This window comes from Shewanella sp. NKUCC05_KAH, from assembly GCF_019345585.1.
Lineage (GTDB): Bacteria > Pseudomonadota > Gammaproteobacteria > Enterobacterales > Shewanellaceae > Shewanella > Shewanella oncorhynchi.
This window is the reverse complement of sequence record NZ_JAHKQZ010000023.1, coordinates 68548-95154: the sequence shown is the minus strand read 5'-3', so window position 1 is coordinate 95154 and position 26607 is coordinate 68548. Positions and strand designations below refer to the sequence as shown.

At 44.2% G+C, this 26607-nt stretch carries 24 protein-coding genes and 3 tRNA genes; 8 read left to right on the top strand and 19 right to left on the bottom strand.

All coding sequences use genetic code 11. From position 1 onward, the window contains the following. The first annotated feature begins 6 nt into the window (after positions 1-6). The 3 genes from KO533_RS18950 (at position 7) to KO533_RS18940 (ending at position 527) form a co-directional block, all read left to right on the top strand. Positions 7-83: transfer RNA gene (locus KO533_RS18950), tRNA-Met, on the top strand. Between the two features lie 145 nt (positions 84-228). Then, a tRNA-Met gene (locus KO533_RS18945) sits at positions 229-305 on the top strand. A 145-nt stretch (positions 306-450) separates the two neighbouring features. After that, positions 451-527 (top strand) — tRNA-Met (locus KO533_RS18940). 385 nt (positions 528-912) lie between these two features. Here the strand turns inward: KO533_RS18940 and KO533_RS18935 are convergent. The 11 genes from KO533_RS18935 to KO533_RS18890 form a co-directional block, all read right to left on the bottom strand. After that, on the bottom strand, positions 913-1326 hold the full coding sequence (locus KO533_RS18935) for a hypothetical protein (RefSeq protein ID WP_028759633.1): 414 nt from the start codon (positions 1324-1326) through the stop codon (positions 913-915). Between the two features lie 233 nt (positions 1327-1559). Next, positions 1560-2051 carry a GNAT family N-acetyltransferase gene (locus KO533_RS18930; RefSeq protein ID WP_028759632.1) on the bottom strand — a complete coding sequence of 164 codons (492 nt, stop codon included), beginning with the start codon at positions 2049-2051 and terminating at the stop codon, positions 1560-1562. Between the two features lie 441 nt (positions 2052-2492). Beyond that, positions 2493-3092, bottom strand: coding sequence for a recombination mediator RecR (gene recR, locus KO533_RS18925; protein ID WP_028759631.1), 600 nt, complete (start codon positions 3090-3092; stop codon positions 2493-2495). Between the two features lie 12 nt (positions 3093-3104). Continuing rightward, on the bottom strand, positions 3105-3434 hold the full coding sequence (locus tag KO533_RS18920) for a YbaB/EbfC family nucleoid-associated protein (RefSeq protein WP_028759630.1): 330 nt from the start codon (positions 3432-3434) through the stop codon (positions 3105-3107). 223 nt (positions 3435-3657) lie between these two features. After that, positions 3658-7017 (bottom strand): DNA polymerase III subunit gamma/tau, encoded by a 3360-nt coding sequence (gene dnaX, locus KO533_RS18915; protein WP_219255636.1) that lies wholly within the window; start codon positions 7015-7017, stop codon positions 3658-3660. Between the two features lie 37 nt (positions 7018-7054). Next, entirely contained in the window at positions 7055-7606 is a 552-nt protein-coding gene (apt, locus tag KO533_RS18910) for an adenine phosphoribosyltransferase (RefSeq protein ID WP_105252212.1), read from the bottom strand. A gap of 268 nt (positions 7607-7874) precedes the next feature. Then, entirely contained in the window at positions 7875-8243 is a 369-nt protein-coding gene (locus KO533_RS18905; RefSeq protein ID WP_113940896.1) for a YbaN family protein, read from the bottom strand. A gap of 81 nt (positions 8244-8324) precedes the next feature. Next, a complete protein-coding gene (locus KO533_RS22785) occupies positions 8325-8447 on the bottom strand; it encodes a hypothetical protein (RefSeq protein WP_006082086.1) in 123 nt (40 codons plus the stop codon). A gap of 150 nt (positions 8448-8597) precedes the next feature. After that, entirely contained in the window at positions 8598-9344 is a 747-nt protein-coding gene (locus KO533_RS18900; protein ID WP_219255634.1) for a putative DNA-binding domain-containing protein, read from the bottom strand. Then, on the bottom strand, positions 9344-10213 hold the full coding sequence (locus KO533_RS18895; protein WP_219255632.1) for a DUF692 domain-containing protein: 870 nt from the start codon (positions 10211-10213) through the stop codon (positions 9344-9346). Before KO533_RS18895 ends, KO533_RS18900 begins: the two co-directional genes overlap by 1 nt. A gap of 116 nt (positions 10214-10329) precedes the next feature. After that, on the bottom strand, positions 10330-10758 hold the full coding sequence (locus tag KO533_RS18890) for a hypothetical protein (protein ID WP_219255630.1): 429 nt from the start codon (positions 10756-10758) through the stop codon (positions 10330-10332). Between the two features lie 267 nt (positions 10759-11025). On the opposite strand from KO533_RS18890, the gene KO533_RS18885 reads away from it, so the two are divergent. Further along, positions 11026-11976: a tRNA-dihydrouridine synthase gene (locus KO533_RS18885; RefSeq protein WP_105253104.1), complete on the top strand. Its 951-nt coding sequence runs from the start codon at positions 11026-11028 to the stop codon at positions 11974-11976. Between the two features lie 187 nt (positions 11977-12163). Next, entirely contained in the window at positions 12164-12523 is a 360-nt protein-coding gene (locus KO533_RS18880; RefSeq protein WP_105252207.1) for a TraR/DksA C4-type zinc finger protein, read from the top strand. A gap of 89 nt (positions 12524-12612) precedes the next feature. Here the strand turns inward: KO533_RS18880 and KO533_RS18875 are convergent, their stop codons facing one another. The 4 genes from KO533_RS18875 to KO533_RS18860 form a co-directional block, all read right to left on the bottom strand. Next, positions 12613-15273, bottom strand: a complete 2661-nt coding sequence (locus tag KO533_RS18875) for a TonB-dependent receptor (RefSeq protein WP_219255628.1) — start codon at positions 15271-15273, stop codon at positions 12613-12615. Positions 15274-15694: 421 nt separating this feature from the next. Continuing rightward, positions 15695-17413: a bifunctional UDP-sugar hydrolase/5'-nucleotidase UshA gene (gene ushA / locus KO533_RS18870; protein ID WP_028759619.1), complete on the bottom strand. Its 1719-nt coding sequence runs from the start codon at positions 17411-17413 to the stop codon at positions 15695-15697. Positions 17414-17776: 363 nt separating this feature from the next. Next, positions 17777-18448 carry a carboxylesterase gene (locus KO533_RS18865; protein WP_219255626.1) on the bottom strand — a complete coding sequence of 224 codons (672 nt, stop codon included), beginning with the start codon at positions 18446-18448 and terminating at the stop codon, positions 17777-17779. Positions 18449-18540: 92 nt separating this feature from the next. Then, positions 18541-18768, bottom strand: a complete 228-nt coding sequence (locus KO533_RS18860; RefSeq protein ID WP_006082094.1) for a DUF3389 family protein — start codon at positions 18766-18768, stop codon at positions 18541-18543. Between the two features lie 268 nt (positions 18769-19036). Here KO533_RS18860 and KO533_RS18855 point away from each other — a divergent pair, with 268 nt between their 5' ends. Then, entirely contained in the window at positions 19037-20980 is a 1944-nt protein-coding gene (locus KO533_RS18855) for a M1 family metallopeptidase (protein ID WP_219255624.1), read from the top strand. Positions 20981-21174: 194 nt separating this feature from the next. On the opposite strand, the gene KO533_RS18850 is transcribed toward KO533_RS18855, so the two are convergent. Both KO533_RS18850 and KO533_RS18845 read right to left on the bottom strand, forming a co-directional pair. Beyond that, the gene (locus KO533_RS18850) at positions 21175-21663 is read right to left on the bottom strand and encodes a peptidylprolyl isomerase (RefSeq protein WP_173244249.1); all 489 of its coding nucleotides are present in this window, start codon (positions 21661-21663) and stop codon (positions 21175-21177) included. A gap of 138 nt (positions 21664-21801) precedes the next feature. Further along, positions 21802-23106, bottom strand: coding sequence for a lytic murein transglycosylase (locus KO533_RS18845; protein ID WP_028759615.1), 1305 nt, complete (start codon positions 23104-23106; stop codon positions 21802-21804). Positions 23107-23525: 419 nt separating this feature from the next. Between KO533_RS18845 and KO533_RS18840 the strand changes: the two genes are divergently transcribed. Continuing rightward, the gene (locus tag KO533_RS18840; RefSeq protein ID WP_028759614.1) at positions 23526-23885 is read left to right on the top strand and encodes a DUF2750 domain-containing protein; all 360 of its coding nucleotides are present in this window, start codon (positions 23526-23528) and stop codon (positions 23883-23885) included. 51 nt (positions 23886-23936) lie between these two features. Next, the gene (locus KO533_RS18835; RefSeq protein ID WP_219255622.1) at positions 23937-24578 is read left to right on the top strand and encodes a hypothetical protein; all 642 of its coding nucleotides are present in this window, start codon (positions 23937-23939) and stop codon (positions 24576-24578) included. A gap of 184 nt (positions 24579-24762) precedes the next feature. Here the strand turns inward: KO533_RS18835 and KO533_RS18830 are convergent, their stop codons facing one another. After that, the gene (locus KO533_RS18830; protein ID WP_105252200.1) at positions 24763-25707 is read right to left on the bottom strand and encodes a chemotaxis protein CheV; all 945 of its coding nucleotides are present in this window, start codon (positions 25705-25707) and stop codon (positions 24763-24765) included. A gap of 232 nt (positions 25708-25939) precedes the next feature. Continuing rightward, the gene (locus KO533_RS18825) at positions 25940-26554 is read right to left on the bottom strand and encodes a class I SAM-dependent methyltransferase (RefSeq protein WP_219255620.1); all 615 of its coding nucleotides are present in this window, start codon (positions 26552-26554) and stop codon (positions 25940-25942) included. Positions 26555-26607: the final 53 nt, after the last annotated feature.

Sequence of the window (26607 nt, the reverse complement as noted above, 5' to 3'; positions counted from 1 at the left end):
ATCGGACGCGGGATGGAGCAGCATGGTAGCTCGTCGGGCTCATAACCCGAAGGTCGTCGGTTCAAATCCGGCTCCCGCAACCACTTTCTATATGTGTTTATAAAGAGAAACTGTTTATCGGGCTCAACTCCTTATAAACAACAGGCGAAGGTCGTCAGTTCAAATCCGGCTACAGCAACCAATTCTTAGATGACAGAATTAAAACAGTTATTAACAGCAATAATCGGACGCGGGATGGAGCAGCATGGTAGCTCGTCGGGCTCATAACCCGAAGGTCGTCGGTTCAAATCCGGCTCCCGCAACCACTTTATATATGTGTTTATAACGAGAAACAGCTTATTGGGCTCAACTCCTTATAAACAACAGGCGAAGGTAGTCAGTTCAAATGCTGCTACTGCAACCAATTCTTAGATGACAGAATTAAAACAGTTATTAACAGCAACAATCGGACGCGGGATGGAGCAGCATGGTAGCTCGTCGGGCTCATAACCCGAAGGTCGTCGGTTCAAATCCGGCTCCCGCAACCAATTCTCTTTCTGAAAGAGAAAATTGACCAGCATAAGCTGGTTTTTTTATATCTGAAATTCATAGAAAACCACAGTTAAATACAGAACAGAGCAACATGCTCACTCGTCGGGCTCAATTCTTTATAAACAAAGGGTGAAGGTCGTCGCTGATTTAACATTAGCAATCCAGCTCCTGCAACCAATTATCTTTAATGAAAGAGAAAAATAACCAGCACAAGCTGGTTTTTTTGTATCTAAAATTCGTAATAACCCTCTGTAAAATCCTAACCAGATCACCATGGTAGCTCATCGGATTCAACGACCTATAAACAACCGATGAAAGCCATCAGTTCAAATCATCTTCAACAACAGCGTCCAAAATAAGATTTAAACTGTTCAGCTGACATCAATGCATTTTTTGGATGTCAAATTTCGCTATAAAAGTGTCGGACAATATGACTCCTGCCATAGCACCAAAGGAAACGGTGAAAATCATGATGAAAGGTAGAGGTTTCAAATAAGCGGAAGTGAGAACACCTTGACCGAACCAGTGCAGTATTAGACCAAGAATCATGATGCCAAAAGCGAACTTATTCGCGGCAAAAAACATCGAGATTTCGAACGCCCACAACTCTTTATTTTCCTTAAATTGAGCGAAACCGAAATAGAGATAAAGCAGTAATGCCACTATAGCGAGAGTGCAAACACTGAGTGCATAGCTTAATTGAGAAGCCCCAGCCAATACTTGATAGCCGATACGTATGGCATAAATACCGACACCCAACCAAAGTATCAGCAGCGGCAATAAAATGAGTCCCATTTTTATCCTTAAAAGTTGAGATAGACATACACTTAGCACCTAAAGCGAGCTCTGAAAATGAGCGCTTAATGCTATTCCAAGACCTCGGTCCGTAAAGTGAGCTCTTGAAGTAAGTTCTTAAATTGAGCGCTTAGAGCAAATTCTTAAAGTTAGTACTTAGAGTGAGTATTTAAAGTTCGTTCTTAGATTAAGAGCCTTAAAAGCAACAGATAAAATACATAGAGATCAGAATGTTATTTTAACCGCGCCATATGATACACACTGACAAACTCACCATTTCTAAAAGCAAAATCCTTCGACTCACCTTCCATTACAAAGCCAAACTTTTTATATAGACCAATGGCGGCATGATTATCGGTATAAACCGTTAATTCAATTCGTTTTATATTCATCCATTTATCGGTAAGCTCAAGCATCGCGTTAATCAAGGCACTGCCTATACCGCGGCCTTGCCAACTGTCTTTTACACCCATACCAAAGGAGGCAACATGCCTACGGCGAGGTTGCTCATACACTTCAAAACCCAACTCACCGACAATTTCACCTTCAATCTCTGCAACATAACGATGAACATGATTCGATGTTGCTGCAAGACGCGCCTCCCATTTATCGGTCGATGGCAAAGGTAATTGCAAGGTACCGGCATAGGCATTTGGACAGGCATATACTGCTTGAATGGCTGCAGCATCACTCTTCTCTGCATGCCTAATCGTAATATTTCCCAATGAGTCCCCTCCCTAGTTTTCAAATAAAAAAGACGTGACCAATTCAACGTACACAAAGCTAAGCACACAGGTCTAAGCCCAACGAATTGACTTAGGCATGCTGTGGATCACTGTGATTAAGCAACTCAACCCGATTATTATCAAACCGACTTTACGGATGAAGCTCACATAAGACAAGTATGAAATTTAAAAAACTATTGATAAACATGGATTTTATATAGATAGATATCAATCAATATAGGAATTGAATCAACCACCGCCCAGTCTCCATAACCCAGCCTCAATACCTAGGTTGAAACTTTGGGCAAATAAAAACCCGCTCAAGATAGGATCTTGGCGGGTTTATAAGATTCAGGCACTAAAATGATAATTGAGTTGAATACTTCAGCCTTCAATTAATCCAATACAAACAATAGTATGGTTCTAATATAAACTGTTTAATTAAAGTGGTAAACGACCATTAAAGGACAGCGCCAACGTAGTACTATCCACGTATTCCAACTCGCCACCTACGGGTACGCCATGGGCAATGCGGCTTATCATCACTTTGTGACGTCTGGCCATATCGGCAATAAAATGCGCTGTAGCCTCACCTTCTACTGTTGGATTTGTCGCTAAAATCAGTTCGGTGACATCACCCGATGCCAAATGGCGCTCGAGTAACGCTAAGCCTAACTCTTCTGGCCCCACGCCATCGAGGGGCGATAAATGGCCTAAAAGCACAAAGTAACGGCCAGTGAAATGTCCACCCGCTTCAATGGCTAACACATCAGCCGGCGTTTCCACCACACAAATGGTGGAGGAGGTTCCGCGTTTATGGCTAGCACAGATCGGACAGAGGGTTTCTTCAGTGTAGGTTCGGCAAGACTGACAATGACCGACGTCACTCATCGCACTGGACAGCGCACTGGCTAACTTAAGCCCTGCTTTTCGGTCGCGTTCAAGTAACTGAAACGCCATACGTTGCGCCGATTTAGGCCCAACCCCAGGTAAACAACGCAGGGACTGAATTAACTCATCTAACAATGGACTAAATTTCATCGGCTATCTCAATTAAAATGGCATTTTCATGCCTGGTGGTAATTGCATGCCACCAGTAACTTCAGCCATTTTAGTTTTTTGGTTTTCTTCGATTCGACGGGCAGCGTCATTACAGGCCGCAGCAATCAAATCTTCCAGCATTTCTTTGTCGTCTTCCATCAGGCTTGGGTCGATTTCGACTTTACGCACTGTGTGCGCGCCTGTCATAGTCACTTTCACCAAACCAGCACCAGATTCACCCACCATTTCCATACGGGCGATTTCTTCCTGCATTTTGGCCATTTTTTCTTGCATCATCTGGGCCTGTTTCATCAAATTGCCCATACCGCCTTTTCCAAACATAGTCATTTCTCTTCTATTAGGGTTAGTCGCAAGCATTAACGCGGCTAATCTTACTTAAATAAATGGGATTGGCAATCAATGCCGTTATCTTGTTAATAAACTTATGATCTCGATGCAGAGTTTCTCAGCAGCATCACTATAAATATGCACTCGAAGCCTAAATTTAAACCACAACGCTACAAATTAACGATGAAAATTTTACCCAAAGACTCGCCAATAATGGCTAACTCGCGGCCTCAGTTAACTCTGGTAACGCTTGTATTTGCTGACTGCGTAAATTCAACAACTCTGGCGGATACACTAGACTATCGGCATCGAGTTCGGCGCCCATACGTTGGATCAACCATTGCACATTGTCATCATGAATCAATGATTGATGCGCTTGTTGCAGCAACTCTTGATGGAAACGCTTACGTAACTCTAAGGGCGTTTCCCGCTGTTCATCGATTCCTATGACCACTTGTACCCGTCTTGGGTTCCCGAGCGCGGTAGTTAAGGCTTGCTCAAGCTGCACTATGGCAACATCGGCCGCTAGATGCTTCTGGTTTGGTTTAAGCAGCAACGGCAAAGGATCGCTCAAGGTTTGGCAGACAGAATTAACCGCCAGTTGCCGCACTCGCCCGCCGATCTCTAAGCTCGCCATCAACTTGTACCAATGTAAATCTAATGGATGGCCGCTAATAGGTTGAGTCGAACTGAGCGCGACTTGTGTCTCATGCGTGTGTTCCACTGCATTCGACGCATTTGTCAGTGCTGTTGCGCTAACCGAGACAAACTCTGAGCCGGGTATTTCTTCTTGGTGTACAACGTGAGTTTGAAGTATCTCCGACTTCAAACTTGATGCTGCGAGCTGCCCGTCACTCAGGGATAGAGTGTCATCTTGTGCATGATTAGGTGCGTAACTCGCGCCTAAAAGCTCTTGAGCATGACAGGCTTGAACATTATTTATATCAGTAGCTTGCGCGCTCACAGGCTGAACACTGTCAGTCTTATTGCTATCGACTTGCGTCACTTCGATAGATTCAGCTTCAGGCGCTGCCTCCCAAGGCGGACGATCATCTGCAGCGGACGGTTTGACAGGCTTCTCAGAGACAATTCCAGTTGAGATGACGACTGAAGATACTGCTTGGTGCAGCTCGATAGGCTCAAGATCTAAGTCGAAGTCATCATCAAAATCTATAGCTAAATCAGGGTCTAAGTCAGATGCTGGATCAACAGAAAATGCCACACTTGGCTGACTCGCTTCAATTTTAGTAACCGATTTAGGTAAGGTTACACCATGTAATTTAGTGTTTGGCGTCTTAAGTTTTGAGTCCAATGACGACTTTTTTTCATCACCGTCCATAGCACTTAAGGCGTCAAGATCAGATAGCAGCGAATCCCGAGCCGCCAATACAGCTGAAAGAATATCGTCGTCGGCTAAGGATGCTGAAGCGGTTTGTTGTTGCGCTTGGTCTTGTATTGGTTCAAATACTGAGGTCTGTGATTGAGTGAAGACTTGAGCCACAGGTGCTAACTGACGATCAGCAGAAGCTTGCATGCCTGCAGCGTTTGAAACACCTACAGAACTTTGAACATCAACAGAATTTATAGCCTCTTGCGAATCAAAGCCATGGTTAAAGTTATCATCATTATAAGCGCCAGAGGAGAAATCAGCATAAACGTCTTGATAGGAATCAAGCGGAGCTGACTCTAGGGCATAATCCCCTATCGCTGGATATGAATGCTCAGCTTCATTTCCATCAAGACGATTGGCATCATGCCCTAGCTCAAACGCGTTGTTATCGATGTTGTTATCGAAGATGCTCTCTGCAGCAGGGTCTTTATCAAAAAGTGCTTTATCTACACTGTCACCACACTCAACCGCTGTTGAATTGACAGCAGTTTCAGGCTCTGCCGTATTCACTCGACTCGGTTCGGAAGCTGTTGTGACTAATTCAATTTCTTGAATATTCTGAGTATCAATACAAACAACCGATGCCTTGATACCAGCAACGGATTCTGAAGTGTGTATAAGAGACGCTTGAACGGTTGATACCGTTTGAGATTTAGCCTCGGCATTCACTGTGCTGGTATTCAAGATGTCATTGTTAAATCCCTGACTCTGGGCCTGACTTAAGATAATCGCCTGCTCAGCGATTAACGCCGCATCCGCTTCAAGTTCAGATCCAAACTCATGTTCTACTACATCAACAAGCTCACATGTCGCCTCAACGGCAGCGGTTTGAACAGTTTCAGCCTGACTCGCTACGGTGGGCTCAATTAATACCGTTTTTTTTTCAGCAGGCAGTTGTTCCGCAGTATGTGGCTCAGCAAACTTTTGTTCTTTTACATCATGAGCTTGCGCTGTCGCAACTGGCGTTTGCCCTTCGGATAAACTGATCTCAGCGACCGCATCAGGCTGCCAGCGCTTTACTGGCTTTTCCGGCACAAACGCAACAGCGCGTAATAGCGCCATCTCAAGACCCGATTTAGGATCCGGTGCATGGGGTAAGTCTTTGCGGCCTGTTAATAAAATCTGATAATAAAGCTGCACTTGTTCCGGCTTAAGCTGTTCGGCAAAGGCGCGAATTTGTGCGCTATACAAGGATTGCTGCGCGCAAGCGGGGGCAAATTGGGTCAAGGTAATTTGATGTAACAACTCAAGTAAACTGCGTAGCACTTCTTGGGCATCTGCGCCGTACGCGAGCACTTGGGCACAGGTATGCATTAGCACACCAATATCGGCATCGGTTAAGGCGTTAAGCAAGGCAACTACATGCTGCTCATCAATGCTGCCAAGCATGGTTTGCACTTGGCCAAGCATCACATTACCGCCACCAAAGGCGATGGCTTGATCTGTCAAACTCAAGGCATCACGCATACTGCCATTGGCAGCTTTGGCCAGCAATTTTAGGGCTTCTGCATCAAAGGGAAACTGCTCTTGGGTCAATATATGATTGAGCTGAGTGCCAATTTCAGCTTGGGTCAGGCTTTTTAAATTGAACTGCAAACAACGGGATAACACAGTCACGGGCAGTTTCTGCGGATCGGTTGTCGCCAGAAGAAATTTAACGTGCTCGGGGGGTTCTTCTAAAGTTTTTAGCAGTGCGTTAAAACTGCTGCGTGACAGCATATGCACTTCGTCGATGAGATAAACCTTAAAGCGGCCACGGGTTGGACGATACTGCACATTGTCTAACAGCTCACGGGTATCATCGACTTTAGTGCGAGATGCGGCATCGACTTCAATCAAATCGACAAAACGGCCTTGGGCGATTTCCACACAACTGCCGCAAACACCACAGGGAGTGGCTGTCACACCTTGTTCGCAATTTAAGCCTTTGGCAAAGAGTCGCGCTAAACTGGTTTTACCAACACCGCGCGTTCCCGTAAACAGGTAAGCATGGTGTAAGCGCTGCTGGCTTAACGCATTGGTCAAGGCATGCAAAACATGGCTTTGGCCAACCATTTGATCAAATGTGGCAGGGCGCCATTTTCTGGCTAACACCTGATATGACATGGAACTCCCCAGAGTATGTGATACAAAAGCGGGAGCATGCGCCCCGAGAACTTTGAAAGATAACATGCCATGATTTGACATGCCATCAAACTATCCCAAGGCGCCTTTAGCTGCAGATTTATTCGCCTTCAAACTCACAAAGTTTAACCAACTCAAGCCCTAATGCGGTTAAACGGGCTTCACCACCTAAATCAGGTAATGAGATCACAAAGGCCGCATGTTTAACTTCACCGCCGAGTTGGCGGATCAGTTTAACGGTCGCTTCGATAGTACCGCCAGTGGCGAGTAAATCGTCAACAACGAGCACTTTGTCATTTGCGCTAATCGCATCAGTATGAATTTCTAGGCTATCGTGACCGTATTCCAGTTCATAGCTTTGGCTGATGGTTGCACGCGGCAATTTGCCGGGTTTACGCACAGGTACAAAACCGATACCCAATTCTAAAGCCAACGGAGCACCAAATAAGAAACCACGGGCTTCAGTGCCCACAATTTTGGTAAAGCCTTGACCACGATAATGTTCAACTAACAAGTCGATGGTCGCTTTATAGGCTGCTGCATTCTCAAGCAAACTGGTGACATCTCGAAATAAAATCCCTTCCTTAGGATAATTAGGAATCGTTTTAATGCTTTGCTTTATCAAGGATAAGGTTTCTGTATTCATAGCCATCATATTTGCTTAATAAGTTACTTAATCAATTCACCAACCTAGCGGTGGCGGTATAAAACAAAACGTCCACACTGGGTGGACGCATTGTCGAAAGTCGGACAAAGCTTATGCCGCTTTAGTTTTAGTTGCAACAATCACAATGCACAAGTGATGGAAAGGTTATCAATTTGTGCCTTAGATCAAACCCTGTTGGCTCTCAGTTAAATAGCCTCAACAAGAACACGACTAAACTTTCAGTCACAGCGCCTGAGCCCATTCAATCACTCAATCATCCCTCTATTTCAGGTATACCTTTAAGATACCAAAGTAGGACCAATGCCATGACAAACAGCAGACCTTTTACCCAAAGGATAGGGACCACAATAATACTGACACTAAAACTGAGTGCGCTAACTATCATGGCTTTGCGTTTCAATCCCTTACGCATTGCTCGCTGCTCTTGCCACTGGGTTAAGGCGTCGGCAAACCAGGGATGTGTCATCAACCAATGGTGTAAACGTTCACTCGAGCGGGCAAAGCAGAAGGCAGCAAGCAAGATAAAAGGCACGGTCGGCAATATCGGTAGCACGATACCGACTAAACCTAAGACTAAAGCGGTTAAGCCTAACAGTAAAAATAATCCGCGCTTTAATACCATAGGTTTAAATGCCCTTTATCGGAAAAACAAAAGCCACTCGAAGAGTGGCCAATAAGCTACGCGCTAGAGATTAACGCTCGCTTAAATTAAACCTAAATGCTTTAACCAAGACAGACTTGCTGGCAGAGTCGGCAACAGTAAAACTAAAATAAAACCAATAAAATACAAAAAATTAAATGGGTCTTTGAACGGCTGACTACTCATTACAGCTCCTCTAGTATGTGCAAGTATAAGTGCGCAAGAATCGTACAGTGATTGAGATCACAAAAAGGCCGACATTGTAGCGGTTTGTCAAATTAATAAAAACCCTCTAAATGTAGGGTTATTGCATTTATTTCGGCAATAATCCCAACCTTAAGACTGACGTCCGCGCACTATCCCTTTGGCCGCTAATTGCTCGAGTAACTGCATACAACCTTGCTCAATAATCTCTGGCGCCATTTGAGGGTAAGTGATTGTTAACCAATCAACTATCTCTTTAAAACCCGCTTGGCCTTGAGCTTGAAGAAATGCCAGCACCTGTGCGCTTAAGGGATTTAACTGTAAGAAGCACACTTCGCAATCGGCATCTTGATAGAGACAAAAAAACACTGGCGTATCGAGTTGTTGCTGCGGACGATAATCCTGACGAATGTGCTGCACCTCAAAATGATACTGCGCTACCCTCGCCGTCTGCGACAAACATAAAGTCTGCGTCGACATTTGCGCTGAGCTGAGTTGAGATTCATCCTCACTCGCCTGTGCGACCGCAACGGCCAACTCTAGCCATTCATAGTGCGCTAATTCGAGCATAAAAACAGGATCATTTGCCGTGGGCTGATATTCCTGCTGTAAAAAATCTAAAAACTCACTCGCTATATCGATAAAAATCGGCGATTGGCAATCATGTTGACTGAAAAAACGCTGCACCAAAGTCAGCCAATCCTCCTCAGAATACAAACTTTTCAGCACGGGGAAGCCGTTCGACACAAATCCCAGCACATTATTAAAAAATAACTCGCGGTAAACCTGCATACGCCGGACATCAGTATCCACGGGCAATGGCGAAGAGGGATCGCGGATATAATCGATAAAGGATTGCTGCACTTGCTTAAAATCCATTAGGCGCTCCTCTTTACGGCATGAGCACTATTTTGGGCATGGGAGCTGGACGCCGCCATTTGATAAGCGTGAATTTGATTTATCTCGAGCAACAATTCAGCGGTTGTCGGCAAATTAAAGTCACGCTCAAGCAAGGTCGGTTTTACCCCATGCAAAGCATAACAGCGCTGTAATAATGTCCAGACGGGATCGTTAATGGCTGCGCCATGGGTATCAATGAGCAGATCTTCAGCTTGTTTGTAGTGCCCAGCAATATGCAGATAAGCGATGCGCTCCGTCGGCATGGCCTGTAAAAAGGCATCGGCATCGTATTGATGGTTTATCGAGTTCACATAGATGTTGTTCACATCCAGTAGCAGTTTACAATCTGCTTCTTGCAGCACGGCATTAACGAATTCAAATTCTGTCATTTGCGCACCTGGAGCGGCATAAAAAGACACATTTTCTAAAATGAGCGGCCGCTCTAGAATATCCTCTACTTGCTTGACCCGCGCCGCCACATGCTTCACCGCAGCGTCGGTAAAAGGGATAGGCATTAAATCATATAAGTGACCTTGCCCTGAGCAATAACTTAAATGTTCGGAATAGACTTGGATTTGATGTAAATCCATAAAGGTTTTGATATTTTTTACAAACGCGAGATCTAAGGGTTCAGGGCTACCAATGGATAAACTCAAACCGTGGCAGTAGAAAGTATGTTGCTCTGTCAACTCACGAAATTGGCGGCCAAACTTACCACCTAAGGTCATCCAATTCTCAGGCGCCACTTCAAAAAAATGAATAGCATCAGGTACCTGTAAACAAAATTCACTGAGCATTTCTCGTCTTAATCCCAGCCCTACCTGTGCCGTATTTTTTTGATCATTCATAGAACCTCACGAACGCTAACCTGTAATCGCTTAAGAATAAAACACAAGAGACCAGCGCTGGCTGGCCTCTTTAGGCTCAATTATCCCAATAACTGCAGGGATAAAACAAACCCGCTTTACTTCACTTCTTTTTTAACGGCTTCGACTTTAGCATCCACTTTTTCGGCGGTTTTCTTCATATCAGCGCCACATTTCGCTTCACCACACTTACCTTCATCGGCCTTATCAGCGGCTTTCTTCATGTCAGCACCGCATTTCGCTTCGCCACATTTCCCCTCATGAGCTTTATCTGCAGCCGCTTTTTTCATCTCAGCACCGCATTTCGCCTCACCACACTTACCTTCTTTGGCTTTTTCAGCGGCGGCTTTCTTCATATCTGCGCCGCATTTGGCTTCACCACATTTGCCTTCTGAACCGACAATTTGATAGCCCGCATCCATAGCTTCAAAACCAAATGGGTTAGTTTGTGCATTGACAGCAAAAGCTGAACTCATCACAACTGAACCTAACGCTACTGCAACTGCTGTTTTTTTAACTGAATTCATAAATAATCCCTTCTTGTTTATTGAGTAATAATGACCAACAACAGTTTAAGTAGCTGGCTTACAACAAAAGACCTGCCTTATTTCGATTCTATTGCAAAAAATATCACTAAGTCACAGAAATGGTAAAAATATCCTGCTAGGACAATCAGTTTAGCTTGGATTTTATTTATTGGCGCACCTATTCATCCTCCTTCACTAGGCCACTTTGTAACTTAGGGCTGATAAGGTAGAATGCTCGCCCTTTGCAACAGATATGGGTTTACTGCAGTGCGTGTGATTTTGGCTCCAATGGAAGGCGTAGTAGACGCTTTGATGCGTGACATCCTATCGACCATCAATCCCTACGATTTGCTCGTCACCGAATTTGTGCGAGTGGTAGACCAACTGCTGCCTGAAAAGGTCTTTCTCAAACTGTGTCCTGAACTGCTCAACAACGGCAACACCCCTTCAGGTACGCCAGTACGAGTACAATTACTTGGTCAAGAACCCCAATGTATGGGCGAAAATGCCCTGCGTGCCATTGAGTTAGGCTCACACGGTGTTGATGCAAACTTTGGCTGTCCAGCAAAAATTGTTAACCGCAGTAAAGGTGGCGCCGTATTATTGCAATATCCTGAGAGTGTGCACGATATTGTCAAAGCCATGCGTCAAGCAGTACCAAAAGAGCATGCCGTAACGGCCAAAATACGTTTGGGCTATGAAGATAAGTCACTGTTTATGGAAAATGCCATTGCTGTGTATGAAGCTGGTGCAACTGAACTTGCCATCCATGCACGCAGTAAAGTCGACGGTTACAGACCGCCAGCCTACTGGGAATACATCACCGAAGTGCGCAAACGTTTGCCGATCCCAGTGATCGCCAACGGTGAAATTTGGAACAGTGACGATGCTAAGCGTTGTATCGAGGTCACGGGCTGCGACAGTATAATGATCGGCCGTGGGGCAATTTCATTGCCGAACTTGGCTGATACTATCAAGACAGGAGCTACTCCTTATACTTGGGCGCAAACCTTAGGGCTCATGCTCAGTTATACCCAAAGGGAACTCAATGGCCGTAAGAGTGACTATTATCCAGCCCGGATCAAACAGTGGTTCACCTATCTCAACCGTCAATATCCCGAAGCCGATACCTTGTTTAGGGAACTGCGAGTCTTTAAAACAACGGAAGAAATAGTCCGCGTATTAGAAACGGCGCAACGGAACTTATGCGACGAATAATCGCGACGATATTTATGATAAAAGGGCTTTTGCCGTAGCACATATAATGCGATAAGAATGAAGTACTTTTTCGATTTTTAACGGCTAAAAAACCGAAAATGTGGCAGATACTTGATCTTTATCATAGTCGTTGATAGTGGAACTATTAGACTGGACGCCTAGAGTCAAATGAAATAGGCGATTTTACGTGAGCACCACCCATATCAGACATGAATTGTCAGAGCTTGAAGCTAATCTAAGGAAAGAAATAGGCGCGCTCCCTCTGTTCCTCGAAGCCATAGGGGAGCATTACGCTAGCCTGAGTCTGGCAGAATTAATTGATAAATTGGCTCAGACACCACTGGCTGAACACCCACTATTTTGCCGATTAAATAAACTTGATGCCGCCTTTTGCCAGCTCGACTTAGGTCTCTACGGTCTTTGCTCGGATTGTGAGGCAGAAATTGAAACTGAACGCTTAAGCCAAGATCCCACCGAACAACGCTGCACCTCCTGCGCCGAGCATTATCAGCATGAACACCGCCACGAACTGCGTCTCACACATTGATAGCGCTCATTCGACATCCAGTAAACTGCCTTATAAGCAAAAAAACCTCCGCAAGCGGAGGTTTGAGTTATCCAGGGAGGGCGGACAACCTAAAACTTCTGGTTTATTCTCAGGTAATACGTTCTACCTAACACATCATATAAACCCACATTCACATCGCGATAATCGGCATAGGTGTAATAGTTTGGTGTTTCAGCATCAAACACATTATTCACCCCTACTGTGATAGAGCCGTTATAAGCATGGGTATAACCAAACTGAATGTTATGTTTAAAGTAATTATCGTAATCAACATAACGGTCGGTTTCTTCTAACTCGTTGAAATAACTTGCTGATTGACTACCAATATAAACAACTGTCCATGCGGCAGAGAAATCATCGTATTTCCAACTAGTCGCAAAGTTACCGCGCCAATCGGGCGAGTCAGTCGACCCTGCGTAGTCGATCATGTCTGCTTCAGCGTTATCCTGCTTTTTAAAATCAAGCACATGAGTTAAATCCAGTTTGAAATTGAAATCCCCAAAGCCTGTTTCTAAGTTATAAGCCGTAACAAAATCGATACCTGAGGTCTCAACTGTAGCTAAGTTACGAACTCCAGCTTCAATATATTCAATCTTGCCATCAGGGCCGCGAGTCACATAGGGAGAAGAACCATTCTTGATTTCATCACGCAGGATATCATCCACATCAATTGACTCAATTTTGTTGTCATAGGTGATTGAGTAATAAGATAACTCCAAATTCCATGCGTCAGTGACATTCCAAACGCCGCCAAAGGTTAACGAGTTGCCCTCTTCTGCCTCTAGATCAGGATTCCCTCCATACCAGGTTTTGTGTTGATTATTAGTCGCGCAATATATGGCATCCACGTTACCAGGTTCATTACACCATAAAGAATCAACACCCTTCTCAAAACTCAAGGATTGAGACGAGAACATTTCGCTCATATTCGGTGCACGGAATGAGTCACCATAGCTAGCACGCAGTAATAACGTGTCTATAGGACGCCAGCTTAAACCAAACTTAGGCACCACGGCATCGAAGGTCGATGAATTAACGACTTCCCCCTGAGGCCCTGTGAGAGTTCCTTCCTGCTCATAGCGCTCATAACGTACTGCGGCAGAAAACTCAACATTGGCAGGTAAGCCTACTTGGAGTTCCAAATAAGCAGCGCTACGGTCACGCGTGGCATCCACATCATCACCCCCCGAACCGCCGGAGATAATACCCGCGGCCGATTCTGGATCACTGGTTTGCTTAAACTTGATCATTTCATATTCAAGACCGCCGACCATAGCGACTGAAAGATCACCGTCATCGAGCAGTAAGGTCGAAGCAAGACCATCCAATTGAGTACTTTCAAATTTGCCCTGATAAACCCCAGTATGCGCTGCTTTACGATACAGATCTGTCATCTGTTGATCCCACTGCTCATAACTCATTTCAGAGGTATTGAAAATATCATATTGCTCTGAATCAATTTCTTGCTGAATAATATCGTCGTTCAGTAAATTATAATTAAAACTATTTGTCGTCGATGTTGCGTGCTGGGCATTTAATTCCCAGTCGATACCATTCCCTGAATCAATTGTACCAACAAAGCCACCTAGAATATCAAAGTTGTTAGTTTCAGTTAATGTATCTCGCTCGCCAAGTTGCGCACCTCGCATAGAAATCACTAATTCTTCACCAACTGGGTTAAACTTATTATCGGCACTCATCACAGGGGTATTCGTTGATACTGGCGTACCCGCATAACGGGTTTCAGTTTCTGCTAATGAAGCAGAAGCACGGCCTCGGAATTTTATATTTTCTGAAATCTCATAGGAGAAATTAGATAACAGCGAATTACGGGTTTGATCACCAAATAACTTAGTGACATTGCCATGATTATATAAACAACGACCATCACCTGAGTCTATGGTATTTTCCGTTTTTTCACATATATCTGAATTACTATACCAGCTACCATTGCCTGGTCCATATTTACCGTTTGGTACTGAGCTATATCCACTATATGCATTATAACTTGAATCGTCCATTCGCCAAATATCGCGATCCATTACCGCTTTAGTATCATAATATTCATAGGTTAGCGTGATATTGCCTTTATCAGTATTAAAGCCAGTTGCAAGTGATAAACGGTTAGCATCGCCCCCTTCTACGCTTGGCTGCTCAGTGCTGTAATCAAGCTGAAACCCTTCAAACTCCTTCTTAGTGATAATATTTATCACGCCCGCAACCGCATCGGAACCATATACTGCCGAGGCGCCATCGCGCAGGATTTCAATGCGCTCCACGATAGCCATAGGGATAGAAGATGTATCGGCCACAGAGCCAGAGCTTGAACTCGTGCCAGGCATACGGCGTCCATCTAATAACACTAATGTCGCAGACGATCCTAAACCGCGTAAATTGACATCACTGGTTGAGCTTGCACCAGAGCCATAGCCTGAAATACCACGCCAAGAACCAAAGCTGTTTATCGCGGAGTTATTCAATACGTCAGCAACGGTTTTTTCACCCGTCATGGCAATATCCGCAGCATTAATGACAGTCACGGGTGAAACAGTTTCCATATCAACTTGTTTAATACGAGAACCCGTCACTTCAATGCGTTCAACTTTCGCATTTTCTTCTGCTGCACTTACCGCTGCAGAAAAGCCTATTCCAGAAAAAACCACACTGCTTGTCGCCACTGTAATTAAACTAGTACGAACGGCTTTGGCCGTTAAACTTAAATAGCGCATTAATCTCTCCTTGAGGTAAATAAAACCCTATGTTTGTTATTTTTATATTTGGCAAGCGAACTCTATTTCGCTGTAGGGATAATGTTAATGCGCAACATCTAAGTCAACCATTAAAAAAAATTAATCTCAAATCAAAACAAATTGACACAAAATAAATCAACTTGAATATAAGATATCCGGATATACATCATGGGGTTAAGCAATGCAGACCTGTTGAATATATTAAATATTTAATTTGATACAATAAATATCAATTGTTAACCAAAAGAACACCGAGAAACTCACGCCACAAATGAATCAAAGTGTATCGCAAATAAAACGCTGAATATTATTTTACACTTAGTTAAATATTAATTAACCATAAAAAATGCCACTCATTTGAGTGGCATTAATATTGAAACACTGAGTAATGATTGATTACTTAAAGTTGGCAACCTTCAACACTTTTTGAGTTCTCATAAACAATATCGCCTACAGGATTGTAGTCAGCAGCTTTAATCACTTGTTTCTCTTTCAAGAAAGAATAGAGTAAATCAGCATCAACAAAACCCGTTTGAATTGGGCTGGTTAGTTTAGGATAACCGTCACCACCCGCAGCATTAAAGCTAGGTACAGTGAACTTATAAGTGGCTGTTGGGCTAAAATCCTTGCCGCCAATGTCGCTGATGTTGGCTGTTTTAGCCACACAGTCAATGGTCATTTTCACACCAGTGATTTGTGCATAACCACCAGAACCAACTTGAAGACTGCCGACTGCGCCTAAATAAACCGCAACTTCAGTACCCGTCATTTCGTTAAGGGTAACCATATTACCAAATGGCTGAACAGTCAGCACGTCACGGTAACTAATGTTGCCTGGTTGGATAGATGCACGTACACCGCCGGAGTTCATTACACCAAAATCAGCAGTCACTTTAGCACTTTGTGCCATCGCTAACATACGGCCTAAGTTAGTTTGCTTATTACGCACGTTTGCACGCTCACCATCTAACAGGGCATCCGTTGTCGCAATGACTTCGTCTAACTTAGCTTGACCTTTCTCTTGATAGTAAGAAAGCAGCTCTTTTAACTCTGAATCCGGTTCAATTTTAGTGCCTGCTAAGTCAGCAGTTTTCTTACCAGCATCATCCAGTTTGCGCATATTCACAGGGACAAGCTTGTAGCTCGCTAGATGGAGTTCACCGTTAAAGTATTCAAAATCTGCACGGCCAACATATTTACCCCATTCATGGGCTTGCATGATCCAAGTGCCATTTTGTTTATCAGGTGCACATGCATCACCAGGCTTAAAGGCTGCATAAGCTTTGTTGTCAGTTCCCGGTTCCATACACACTGGATTCTGTGAATGACCACCGATAACAACTTGTAAATCCCCTTCTTTCAATGCGCGAGCCATAGCTACATCGCCAGGGGCATTACTACCATTTTTACCATCCGCGTAATGACCCATGTGCGTGGTAGCGAAAATGATATCTGCCGCTTTGGCATCTTTAATTTCTTTAATCACTTTAGCAACTTCCACCTTGGGATCGGTGAATGTTAGATCGCTAATGTATTCTGGGTTACCAATCTTAGCAGTGTCTTCTGTCGTTAAACCAATAACAGCAACTTTAAGACCATTAACGTCAAATACTTTATAGGCATCAAAGTAACGCTCACCAAGAGTACCATCGGCATTTTTACGGTAAATGTTCGCCGCTAACATAGGGAATTCAGCAAGGCGACGCTGCATATCAAGTACTGATAACGGATTGTCAAACTCATGGTTACCAACAGCCATGGCGTCGTAACCAATTTTATTCATGCCCGTAAAGTCTGGTATGGCATCTTGAAGATCAGATTCTGGTACACCCGTATTAATATCACCACCAGATAATAATAAGGTTTGACTGCCATTCTTACTCACTTCTGCACGAATTTGATCAACCAGAGTTTTCTGAGCGGCTAAACCGTATTCACCATCACTGTTTTCCCAGAAACGGCCATGGTTGTCATTGGTATGTAAAACGGTAAACGTTTTACAAGCACTTCCCGCTTCAGCACACGTTGTTGGAACTTTATCGTCATCACTATTATTACAACCCGCAAGTGCAGCGAGAACAGCAGTTGCAACTAATCCTTTAATAAGCATATGTCTCATTACATCAACCCCTTGATTTTAATTATTTTATCATAGAAAGATTGCCGTGAACTCCATCAAGTTCAGCGTCACGGATAATAGCAAATAATAAAGATAAATTGTGTCATTTTTATTAAAAACTTGACATTTATATGAAATTTGGCGGGCATTTTAAGAAGGATTTGTTTCATATAAAAAATAAGCTGAATGACTGATTTTTATATATTTAGAGAATACAAAATAAAAATGGAATAAATGGATTTTAATCGTTTGTTATAAATAACTTAGGAAATATGAAAAAACATCGCGATTGTTCCTTTAAAAAAACAAGCATGGGTAAATTTCAACTTACCGCATGCTGTTTTTATAAGCAATTAGACTTATCTACATTTCAAATCGCTGTAATAACCATTTAGAAATCGCTTTCAATTGTTCAGGAATGACAGAATGAGGCATTGGATAAGTTTGCCACGTAACATGATAGCCGCCCGCAGTTAAGGCTTCTTTTGCTAACATTCCAGCGGATAATGGTACAACATCATCCTGTAGACCGTGTTGCTGTAATATGGGTGTATTGCGATTCGCCGCACTTAATTCAGCGGGTAACACATCGCCCGTCGGCAAATAGCAAGACAACGCCATAATCCCTGCAAGTGGCTCAGGGAAACGCAGTCCAGAGAATAAACTCATGACTCCACCCTGACTGAATCCCGCTAATACGATACGTTGACTCGCAATACCCGCCGCGATTTGTTCATTAATTAATGCGGCAACCCTTTTTTCCGACTCAAGCACGCCTTGCATATCGGCTCTGTCATGCAAATCCATGCTTTTAATATCGTACCAAGCGCGCATAACGTAGCCACCATTAATGGTCACTGCTTGCTCTGGTGCATGGGGAAAAATAAATCGAATAGCATGATCTACAGGTAAGCCTAATGCAGGCACTACGGGAGCAAATCCGGCCCCCGAATCCCCTAATCCATGTAACCAAATAACCACAGCCGTAGCAGGAGTCTTAGGTTCGACAACAATACGCTCAAGAGAAACTGACATACTAAAAATTCCCAATTCGATATTAAACACTCATCAACTAAAAAATGATGATAAATCTATACGTTAAACACTCATCACCACTCGGGCACAGGTTATTCAGCATCCATGCCCAGCACATCTTGAATCGCACGTAACTGAGCATTTGAGTCCAATACTAAGCTCCAACGTACACCGCCACCATCGGCGATCAGCATAGGAGGCTGACGTCTCAAGCCGATATCCTCAGCACTCGCTTGCAGTACGATACTGGCAACGTTGAGGCGCACTTGAACCTCAAACTCAGTAACGATTAACTTACCCTGCGAAAAATCTAACACCATTATGATAACCGCCCTATGTGAAAACGCCGTCATCATAGCAAACTTGTGCTCTTTTACCGATGGCATTTCCTGACCAGCATTCAAGCCATTAAAGTTTGATTACATTTGAGCTAACAGTGAGATAACAAATCCAGTGAATTATCAGGTAAACTTTTGCGCTATATCTTTTGTGCTATATAGAGTGGGTTAACAGAAAACCAAGCTGAATTGATGGTCTTATCACCCCAAACTCGAACTAACATACTTCATCATTAGGCTACTATAAATAATGCTTTCACTTCGCCGAACCGTCCTTTGCAGCCCCCTAGTCTTTGCCCTGCAACTAATTCCCTGCGCTTATGCCAATAGCACTCCAAATACCTTAACCACTGAGCCTACTGCCACTGTTGCACAAGCTGATACGCAGCAGAACCAAGATGCACAGACCTACGCCAATTACACTGAAGTCAGCGTGAGTCATTTGGAGCTTGCCCTTACCGTCGATTTTAAGCAAAACCGCTTATCCGGTGAAGCCACCCTCGATTTAGCTTGGCATAAGGCGGGGAAAGAACTCATCTTAGATACTCGAGATCTGACGATTAACAGCGTAAGTGCTTTAAATACAGCTGGGAAATGGCAAAGCGTGCCCTTCACCTTAGCCAAAGCGGACGCTGTAAAAGGCGCGGCGCTGACCATCAAACTTGCCGATGAAGATACCCAAAAAATTAAAATCAATTACCACACATCGAATAATCCGTCTGGTATTCAATGGTTAACTCCAGAGCAAACCCAAGGTAAACAGTTGCCTTTTATGTTCAGTCAGAGTCAGGCGATTCATGCTCGCAGTTGGATCCCACTGCAAGATACGCCAGCCGTTCGCCAAACCTATAGCGCCACAATTACTGCCGATAAAGCCATCACTGTGGTCATGAGTGCCGATCGCAAAACCCTGTCGAGCACTCAGACCCAATTCACTATGCCGCAGGCTATTCCAGCTTATTTGATTGCCATTGCGGCCGGGCATTTAAAGTTTGCTCCCTTAGATAACATCTCGGGCATTTGGGCTGAGCCAGAGATCCTCGACAAAGCGAGCAAAGAATTTGCCGACACGCCAGAAATGATCAAAATCGCGGCTAAACGTTATGGCGATTACCCTTGGGGACGTTATGACTTACTTATCTTGCCACCAAGTTTCCCCTTTGGCGGCATGGAAAACCCGCGTTTGTCTTTTATTACACCCACAGTGATCGCGGGTGATAAAAGCTTAGTGAGCCTCATCGCCCACGAACTTGCGCACTCGTGGTCGGGTAATTTAGTGACCAACGCCACTTGGCGCGATCTCTGGCTTAATGAAGGTTTTACGACCTATGTTGAGAATCGCATCATGGAAGACCTCTATGGCCGAGACCGAGCACTAATGGAGCAAACCATCGGCTACTCTGAATTGCTTGCAGAGCTTGCAGAACTTACTCCTGCCGATTCAGTGCTACATCTCGATCTCGGTAAACGTTCGCCCGACGAAGCCTTCAGCGGTGTCCCTTATATAAAAGGCCAGTTGTTCTTAATATTTTTAGAGCAAAAATTTGGCCGTGAACGCTTCGACACTTTTGTGAAAAGCTACTTCAATCATTTTGCATTTCAGAGTATTACTACGGCGCAATTCCGTGAATATTTATCTTTGAATCTATTAAACAAATATCCCCATCTTGTCAGTGAAGGTGAAGTGGATACTTGGATTGAAGGTCAAGGTTTACCGTCATTTCTTGTGCCGCCCAATTCCCATGCCTTCGATGATATCGATGCTCAAAGACAAACTTGGCTCGAGGGTAAACTCAGTGCAAGCGAGTTGAAGACCAGCACTTGGACAGTCCACCAGTGGTTAAGATTCATCAATGAAATGCCAAGAGTCAATCTTGACCAAACCAAACTTGCCGAGCTAGATAAGGCGTTCCATTTTACGGGCACTGGCAACAGTGAAATTGCTTTCGCATGGTATTCACTCGCCCTAGACAATGGCTATTACGCAGTACTACCCGCATTAATACAACACTTAACCCATATTGGCCGCATGCGCTTAATCGTGCCTTTATATCAAAAGCTAGCAAGCTCTGATAAATACGACTGGGCCAAAAGCGTCTATCTCAGGGCTCGCAGCGGCTACCATCCCCAAACCCAAGCAAGCCTAGATATGATGTTTGCCGACAAACCACTCGAGCATGAACATAGCCATTAGCGAGATAAAGAGCCATTAGCGGTTGCGACAATCATTAAGCCATTAGCACCATAAAAACAAAAAGCCCAAACCTAGGTTTGGGCTTTTGCTATTTAATCTTTAGCCTCGATTCATTCAACTCATACTGAACTTATACTCATCTCACATTGAGTCAAATAGAAGCCAAGTTCGAAGCCGAACCCGAAGCCTAAAGATTAGTGGTGATGACCACCTGCACCATGGGCATGACCGTGGGCGATTTCTTCATCACTCGCATCACGTGCACCTACGACTTCAATATCAAATGTCAGTTCGCGGCCGGCTAATGGATGGTTTACATCCACAGTCGCCATAAACTTACCCATTTTAACGATAGTCACTTGGCGCTGACCTTGGTCGGTATTAACCACAGCTGTCATGCCTGGTTTCCACACAGTCGCACCCAGTAAATGCTTAACTGACACACGTTGGTGTGCGTCAGCATCCGCTACACGCTCACCGTAGGTTTCAGCGGCAGGCAAAGTCACAGTGAACTTTTCACCTATAGCTTTACCGTTTATCGCGTTTTCTAAACCTGGCATCATGTTGTCATGACCGTGTAAATAGGCAATCGGATCGCGACCTTCGTTCGTCTCGATCACTTCACCTTTCTCGTCGCGCAGTGTGTAGTTAAACTGCACAACCATATCGTCTTTAATGCTCATCGAATATCCTTTGATTTTCTTCGATTTCAATTGTGGGCCGAGCTTAACAAAACTGTGCTTTTCACTCCACTTTTTTATCCGGCCTCAAAGCACTCAAAACCCGCAGCGAGCGCTCTTTGGCTACAGTAGCTACAGTAACTAAAGTGATAATCCTAAAGCGGTAAACACCTCTGGGCTTGGGAAGCCATCGGCAATCATCTGTTTGCTACGTTGAAAGGCTTGCAACCCTGCCATAGAGTTACGTCCCAACACGCCATCTGGCTTACCAACATCAAATCCAGCCTCGTTCAGTTTTGTTTGCAGTTGCTTTACTTGCTCGCGGCTTAGGCGTGGTTGCTCAGGCGGACTGACTGTCAAGGGTTGTCCACCATTAATACGATCGGCCAAGTGTCCAACCGTAATGGCATAAAATTCGGAGCGATTCCAACGCATGATCACATTAAAATTCTCATAACCTAAAAAGGCTGGGCCTGTGTGTCCCGCAGGCAAATACAGCGCAGCTTGAATATCGACGGCAGGCAAAGGTTGCCCATTCGACTGCGTTACATTGAGCGCTGCCCATTCAGATAACGACAAGGGCTGTTTCGCACCTAAATGACTGTAACTAAAATCCTTTGGCAACAAGACTTCACGCCCCCAACGCTGATTACGCTGCCAACCTAAGTGCTGCAAAAAATTCGCGGCAGAAGTGAGCGCATCTGTGGTGCTATTCCATAAATCGGCCTTACCATCCCCATCACCATCGACCGCATATTTGGCATAGGCCGACGGCATAAATTGCGTATGTCCCATAGCACCTGCCCATGATCCCACCATAGTGTCATCATCGAACTGATACTTTTCTTTCAGTTTTAAGGCTTGCATCAGCTCTATGGTGAAATAATTGCTACGGCGTGGCTCACAGGCCAAAGTCGCCAGCGAATTCAATACCGACATTTTGCCTTTATAGGAGCCGTAGTTTGTTTCCAGTCCCCAAAAAGACAAGATATATTGCGGTGGGACGCCGTATTTTTGCGCTAATTGATTAAGTAAGACACTGTGCTTTTGCAGTAAACGGCGGCCTTCATTGACGCGCCATTCGGTCGCGCGCTTACTGAAATAATTATCAAATGTCTGGCTGAATTCGGGTTGCTGTTGGTCCAGCTCAATCACTCGAGGGACAAATTTCAAGTTCGCAATGGTAGAGTTTATCGTCGCCTCAGACAGGCCTTCTGCACGTGCCCGCGCTTGCAGTCCAGTCAAGCACATTGGAAATGCCTCTGCATTAGATTGTACGCTAGCACTGATATCGGGCATTTGATTGACTTCAGCAGCAATGCCACTTGCGTTAGTGCTGGTTGCGTTAGCATTGGCACTCGCCGTTGGCGCACTTGAACAGGCACTCAGACTGACACAGGCGGCAATACTCGCAAACAGATAAGTTAACCCTTTAATTTTAATCAAATCAACAACTCCAATATTTGATCTCACAACAATCACACTGTTGTGGCTAAACACGACAATATTCCGTCTTCAAGAGGGAATTGCCCTAGAGAGATATTCGCCTTGGCATAACGAGTGAAAGGTTAGAATCCAAAACACCTTTAACGGCCAAGAGCATAGAAGACATGTTTCCCCGCCACGTAAAGCCCCTATCTGAGCCACATTTAGTCAGTAAAACAGCCTGTACCAAGGCGACTCATTACCAATAATCCTGACCCATAGTGACACGTAACACAATCCTTATCGCCATAAATACCTTGCGGCATAGGCTTATTGCTCAGTTATCCAACACAAAAAAATTCTTAACAAAGAATCCCTTGGTATCGCAGCACGTTACCGTATAATGGATAAGTTAACAGCACACATCAAAGAGACCTATCATGACTGAAATCAATGCGGCTTTGGCTGGCTTTATCAAAAATGTAAAACAACATCAGACGCTTTGGGGTCTAATGGATGAAACTGGCGAAGGCTGGGTCGTTTGTGATTCTTCAGAATTTGAAGACACAGATGTGATGCCATTATGGTCAAATGAAGCTACTGCAAAATCCCATTGCAGCGACGAATGGCACGACTATCAACCTGTTTCTATTTCATTAGAAGAATTTCTGGAATATTGGGTCTCAGATCTAAACGACGATGGTGTATTGATCGGTGTTGATTGGCAAACCGATGAAGATTGTCTTGAACTTGATCCTATTGTTTTAGCAAAAGATTTGGTTGATGTTGAAGAAGTTTAATCGCTTCAGTATGCCATTGATTGCATCAAGGACTGAGGTGCTCATTCCTTGATGTCTGCTATTCCGCTTATCGATATTCCCTTCGACAAACGTCATACCTGCTGGTTTTGTGGCGAACAGAGTCATCAACACTTCGAATATATCGCACGCACACATACACCACATGCTTCGTTAGCTGTGCCCGCCTGCAGCGAATGTTTGCGATTAGCCAAACAACATACTCTTAGCTCCATTTGGGATTGTCGTATGGCCGTCAAAGATGCACTGATGCGTATTTATGCGAAACACCTCGCCATTGGGATTAATTGGACCGAAGAAGAGCTTGCTGAGTCCGAATTCTCCTGCAAAGTGTTTGAAGGTTTTAAAAAAAGTGCTTGGATGATGTACCAAATTGCCCGCGACCGTATCAATGCGCCCGGTTGGCCACTGGTATTAGAGGGCGAAGAAATTGACGACCAAGGTTATAGCGCAGGTTTTGAATTCGATGGCGTGACTTTTAATTCAGTCAATGCCGCTATCCAATACTATTCGACGCAATTCACTTTAGATCCACAGTTTTTTGCCGAACTTGTACGCCTCGTCGGCCGAGCAAGATTCAACTATGCCTTAAGGCTCGCCCGTATCCATATCGCCGCCGCCAAAGAAATGAAGCGCCAAGTATTACACGATATAGCAGCCGAATTAGCGTTATAATCGAGCGAGTTACAGGTAGTTGGTCGGCAGATGTTCGCAGAAAAGCAGTTGAAAAAGTAGCAGTTGAAAGAATGTGATTCAAAGACCGTATTAAAAACTGTTATTAAAGCGTTCATTCAAAGCGCTGAACCTATCGATGATCGACTCAAGGTCAATCACCGATAGTTCGTATCTCAAAATGCGATCAGTGATTGATCACTTGTCTTAATCTTTCTTGCACCACTTCCACCAGCAAATCCGGTTGGAACTTAGAAATAAACTTATCACAGCCCACTTTTTCAACCATGGCATGGTTAAAACTGCCACTCAACGAAGTATTTAAGGTGATGAATAAATCCGACATAGCTTTATCGCTACGCACTTCAGAAGTGAGCTTGTAACCGTCCATTTCGGGCATTTCGGCATCGGTAATCATCATCAATAATTCTTTGGCAACTTGTTTACCTTCATCGCGCCATTTCTGCAATAACGTCAGCGCTTGTAAGCCATCAGATGCCTCAATAATTTCGATACCCAGTTGGCCTAACGTTTCACGCACTTGACGTCTGGCGGTCGATGAATCATCCACAATCAGGATTTTTCTGCCTGGCATTTCATGGACTAAGGTTTCGTCGAGTACACCTTCAGATAAACGGATATCGTAGTGAATGATCTCCGCCAAGACTTTTTCTACGTCGATAATAGACACTAACTGCGACTGACCTTGATGCTCTATGCGAGTAATTGCCGTTAGATAATTATTACGTCCAGCCGTTTTCGGCGGCGGCATAATATCGCTCCAAGTCATGTTGATAATGTGTTCAACCTTACCGACTAAGAAACCCTGCACACTGCGGTTATATTCTGTGATGATCATATTGGCATCTTCGTTAGGCGGCACGGGCTTAAACCCTATGGCCGAACGTAAATCAATCACGGGGATAGAAATCCCGCGAATATTAGCAACACCAGAAATATGCGGATGACTACCCGGCATCGCATTCAAGGGAGGAAGCTTGACGACCTCTTTGACTTTAAAGACGTTAATGGCAAATAACTGCGTGGAATTAATGCTAAAGAGCAACAACTCAAGTCGGTTCTCACCAACGAGTTTGGTACGCTGATCTACGGTTGCAAGTACGTTTGCCATAATGCTGCTTCTCTACTCTTGAGGAAAATCCTTTCCCCACATGCGACGGATTAGCTCAAATTATAGCGGTAAACTCCCATGAAGAACCATGCTGAGAGTCTATTTTATCTAAAAATTACAACCACTCTCGCAAAGTTCGGCCATAAACTGCGTTTAGCGCATCTCAGATATCTGCATCCCTAAGCTTATATTTTCAGATAATACGCGACATTGCTAATATTTGGTCTTAGTGTTAACGCAATATTTTCTGGGCGAGCACCATACCCGCAAGATTAAAGGCATTTCTATCGCTGACAATCTCAAATCCCAGCTGGCACAATACCGTTAACAACTCACTATGATTAAAGCGATTCTGCTGTGGATGCTCAAATAAGCGCCGGCTCAATGGATTACAAATTGCGGCACGATATAAATCCTCTATCACAAAGTATCCGTTCGGTTTCAGCACCCTTGCAACTTCCTTAATGGCCGCTTGCCACTCTGGAATATGGTGGAATACGGCAAAATCAAACACCATATCAAACTCGCCATCGCCAAAGGGTAAACATGTTGCATCAGCAACCGAGAAACTCAGCCCTTTTAACCCTTGCGGCCGAGATTGCCAACGGGATTGTGCGGAGGCAACCATTTCAGGATCGATATCCACGGCCGTGATATGTCCCGCGCCAAAATGTTCGCGGATCAACTGAATGCCGTTACCAAACCCACAACCTATTTCTAATGCGCGTTCGCACAAAGCCATAGGTTTTGGCATCATAGACGTTAGTAAAGGCGCTTCGAGATGATTTTGTAGCCAAAAACGTAATGGATGCTGAACGATCTTTTTCTCAAATGGATTTAATTTCATGCCATCCTCTCACTATGGGTAAACTACTGTTGAATAATTTTACTGATCGAACT

What these genes read in the sequence shown, in the direction of transcription:
- KO533_RS18935 (WP_028759633.1), bottom strand. Translation starts at nt 1,326, where the DNA reads ATGGGACTCATTTTATTGCCGCTGCTGATACTTTGGTTGGGTGTCGGT.
- recR (WP_028759631.1), bottom strand. Translation starts at nt 3,092, where the DNA reads ATGAAATTTAGTCCATTGTTAGATGAGTTAATTCAGTCCCTGCGTTGT.
- KO533_RS18920 (WP_028759630.1), bottom strand. Translation starts at nt 3,434, where the DNA reads ATGTTTGGAAAAGGCGGTATGGGCAATTTGATGAAACAGGCCCAGATG.
- dnaX (WP_219255636.1), bottom strand. Translation starts at nt 7,017, where the DNA reads ATGTCAAATCATGGCATGTTATCTTTCAAAGTTCTCGGGGCGCATGCT.
- apt (WP_105252212.1), bottom strand. Translation starts at nt 7,606, where the DNA reads ATGGCTATGAATACAGAAACCTTATCCTTGATAAAGCAAAGCATTAAA.
- KO533_RS18905 (WP_113940896.1), bottom strand. Translation starts at nt 8,243, where the DNA reads ATGGTATTAAAGCGCGGATTATTTTTACTGTTAGGCTTAACCGCTTTA.
- KO533_RS22785 (WP_006082086.1), bottom strand. Translation starts at nt 8,447, where the DNA reads ATGAGTAGTCAGCCGTTCAAAGACCCATTTAATTTTTTGTATTTTATT.
- KO533_RS18900 (WP_219255634.1), bottom strand. Translation starts at nt 9,344, where the DNA reads ATGGATTTTAAGCAAGTGCAGCAATCCTTTATCGATTATATCCGCGAT.
- KO533_RS18895 (WP_219255632.1), bottom strand. Translation starts at nt 10,213, where the DNA reads ATGAATGATCAAAAAAATACGGCACAGGTAGGGCTGGGATTAAGACGA.
- KO533_RS18890 (WP_219255630.1), bottom strand. Translation starts at nt 10,758, where the DNA reads ATGAATTCAGTTAAAAAAACAGCAGTTGCAGTAGCGTTAGGTTCAGTT.
- KO533_RS18875 (WP_219255628.1), bottom strand. Translation starts at nt 15,273, where the DNA reads ATGCGCTATTTAAGTTTAACGGCCAAAGCCGTTCGTACTAGTTTAATT.
- ushA (WP_028759619.1), bottom strand. Translation starts at nt 17,413, where the DNA reads ATGAGACATATGCTTATTAAAGGATTAGTTGCAACTGCTGTTCTCGCT.
- KO533_RS18865 (WP_219255626.1), bottom strand. Translation starts at nt 18,448, where the DNA reads ATGTCAGTTTCTCTTGAGCGTATTGTTGTCGAACCTAAGACTCCTGCT.
- KO533_RS18860 (WP_006082094.1), bottom strand. Translation starts at nt 18,768, where the DNA reads ATGGTGTTAGATTTTTCGCAGGGTAAGTTAATCGTTACTGAGTTTGAG.
- KO533_RS18855 (WP_219255624.1), top strand. Translation starts at nt 19,037, where the DNA reads ATGCTTTCACTTCGCCGAACCGTCCTTTGCAGCCCCCTAGTCTTTGCC.
- KO533_RS18850 (WP_173244249.1), bottom strand. Translation starts at nt 21,663, where the DNA reads ATGAGCATTAAAGACGATATGGTTGTGCAGTTTAACTACACACTGCGC.
- KO533_RS18840 (WP_028759614.1), top strand. Translation starts at nt 23,526, where the DNA reads ATGACTGAAATCAATGCGGCTTTGGCTGGCTTTATCAAAAATGTAAAA.
- KO533_RS18835 (WP_219255622.1), top strand. Translation starts at nt 23,937, where the DNA reads ATGTCTGCTATTCCGCTTATCGATATTCCCTTCGACAAACGTCATACC.
- KO533_RS18830 (WP_105252200.1), bottom strand. Translation starts at nt 25,707, where the DNA reads ATGGCAAACGTACTTGCAACCGTAGATCAGCGTACCAAACTCGTTGGT.
- KO533_RS18825 (WP_219255620.1), bottom strand. Translation starts at nt 26,554, where the DNA reads ATGAAATTAAATCCATTTGAGAAAAAGATCGTTCAGCATCCATTACGT.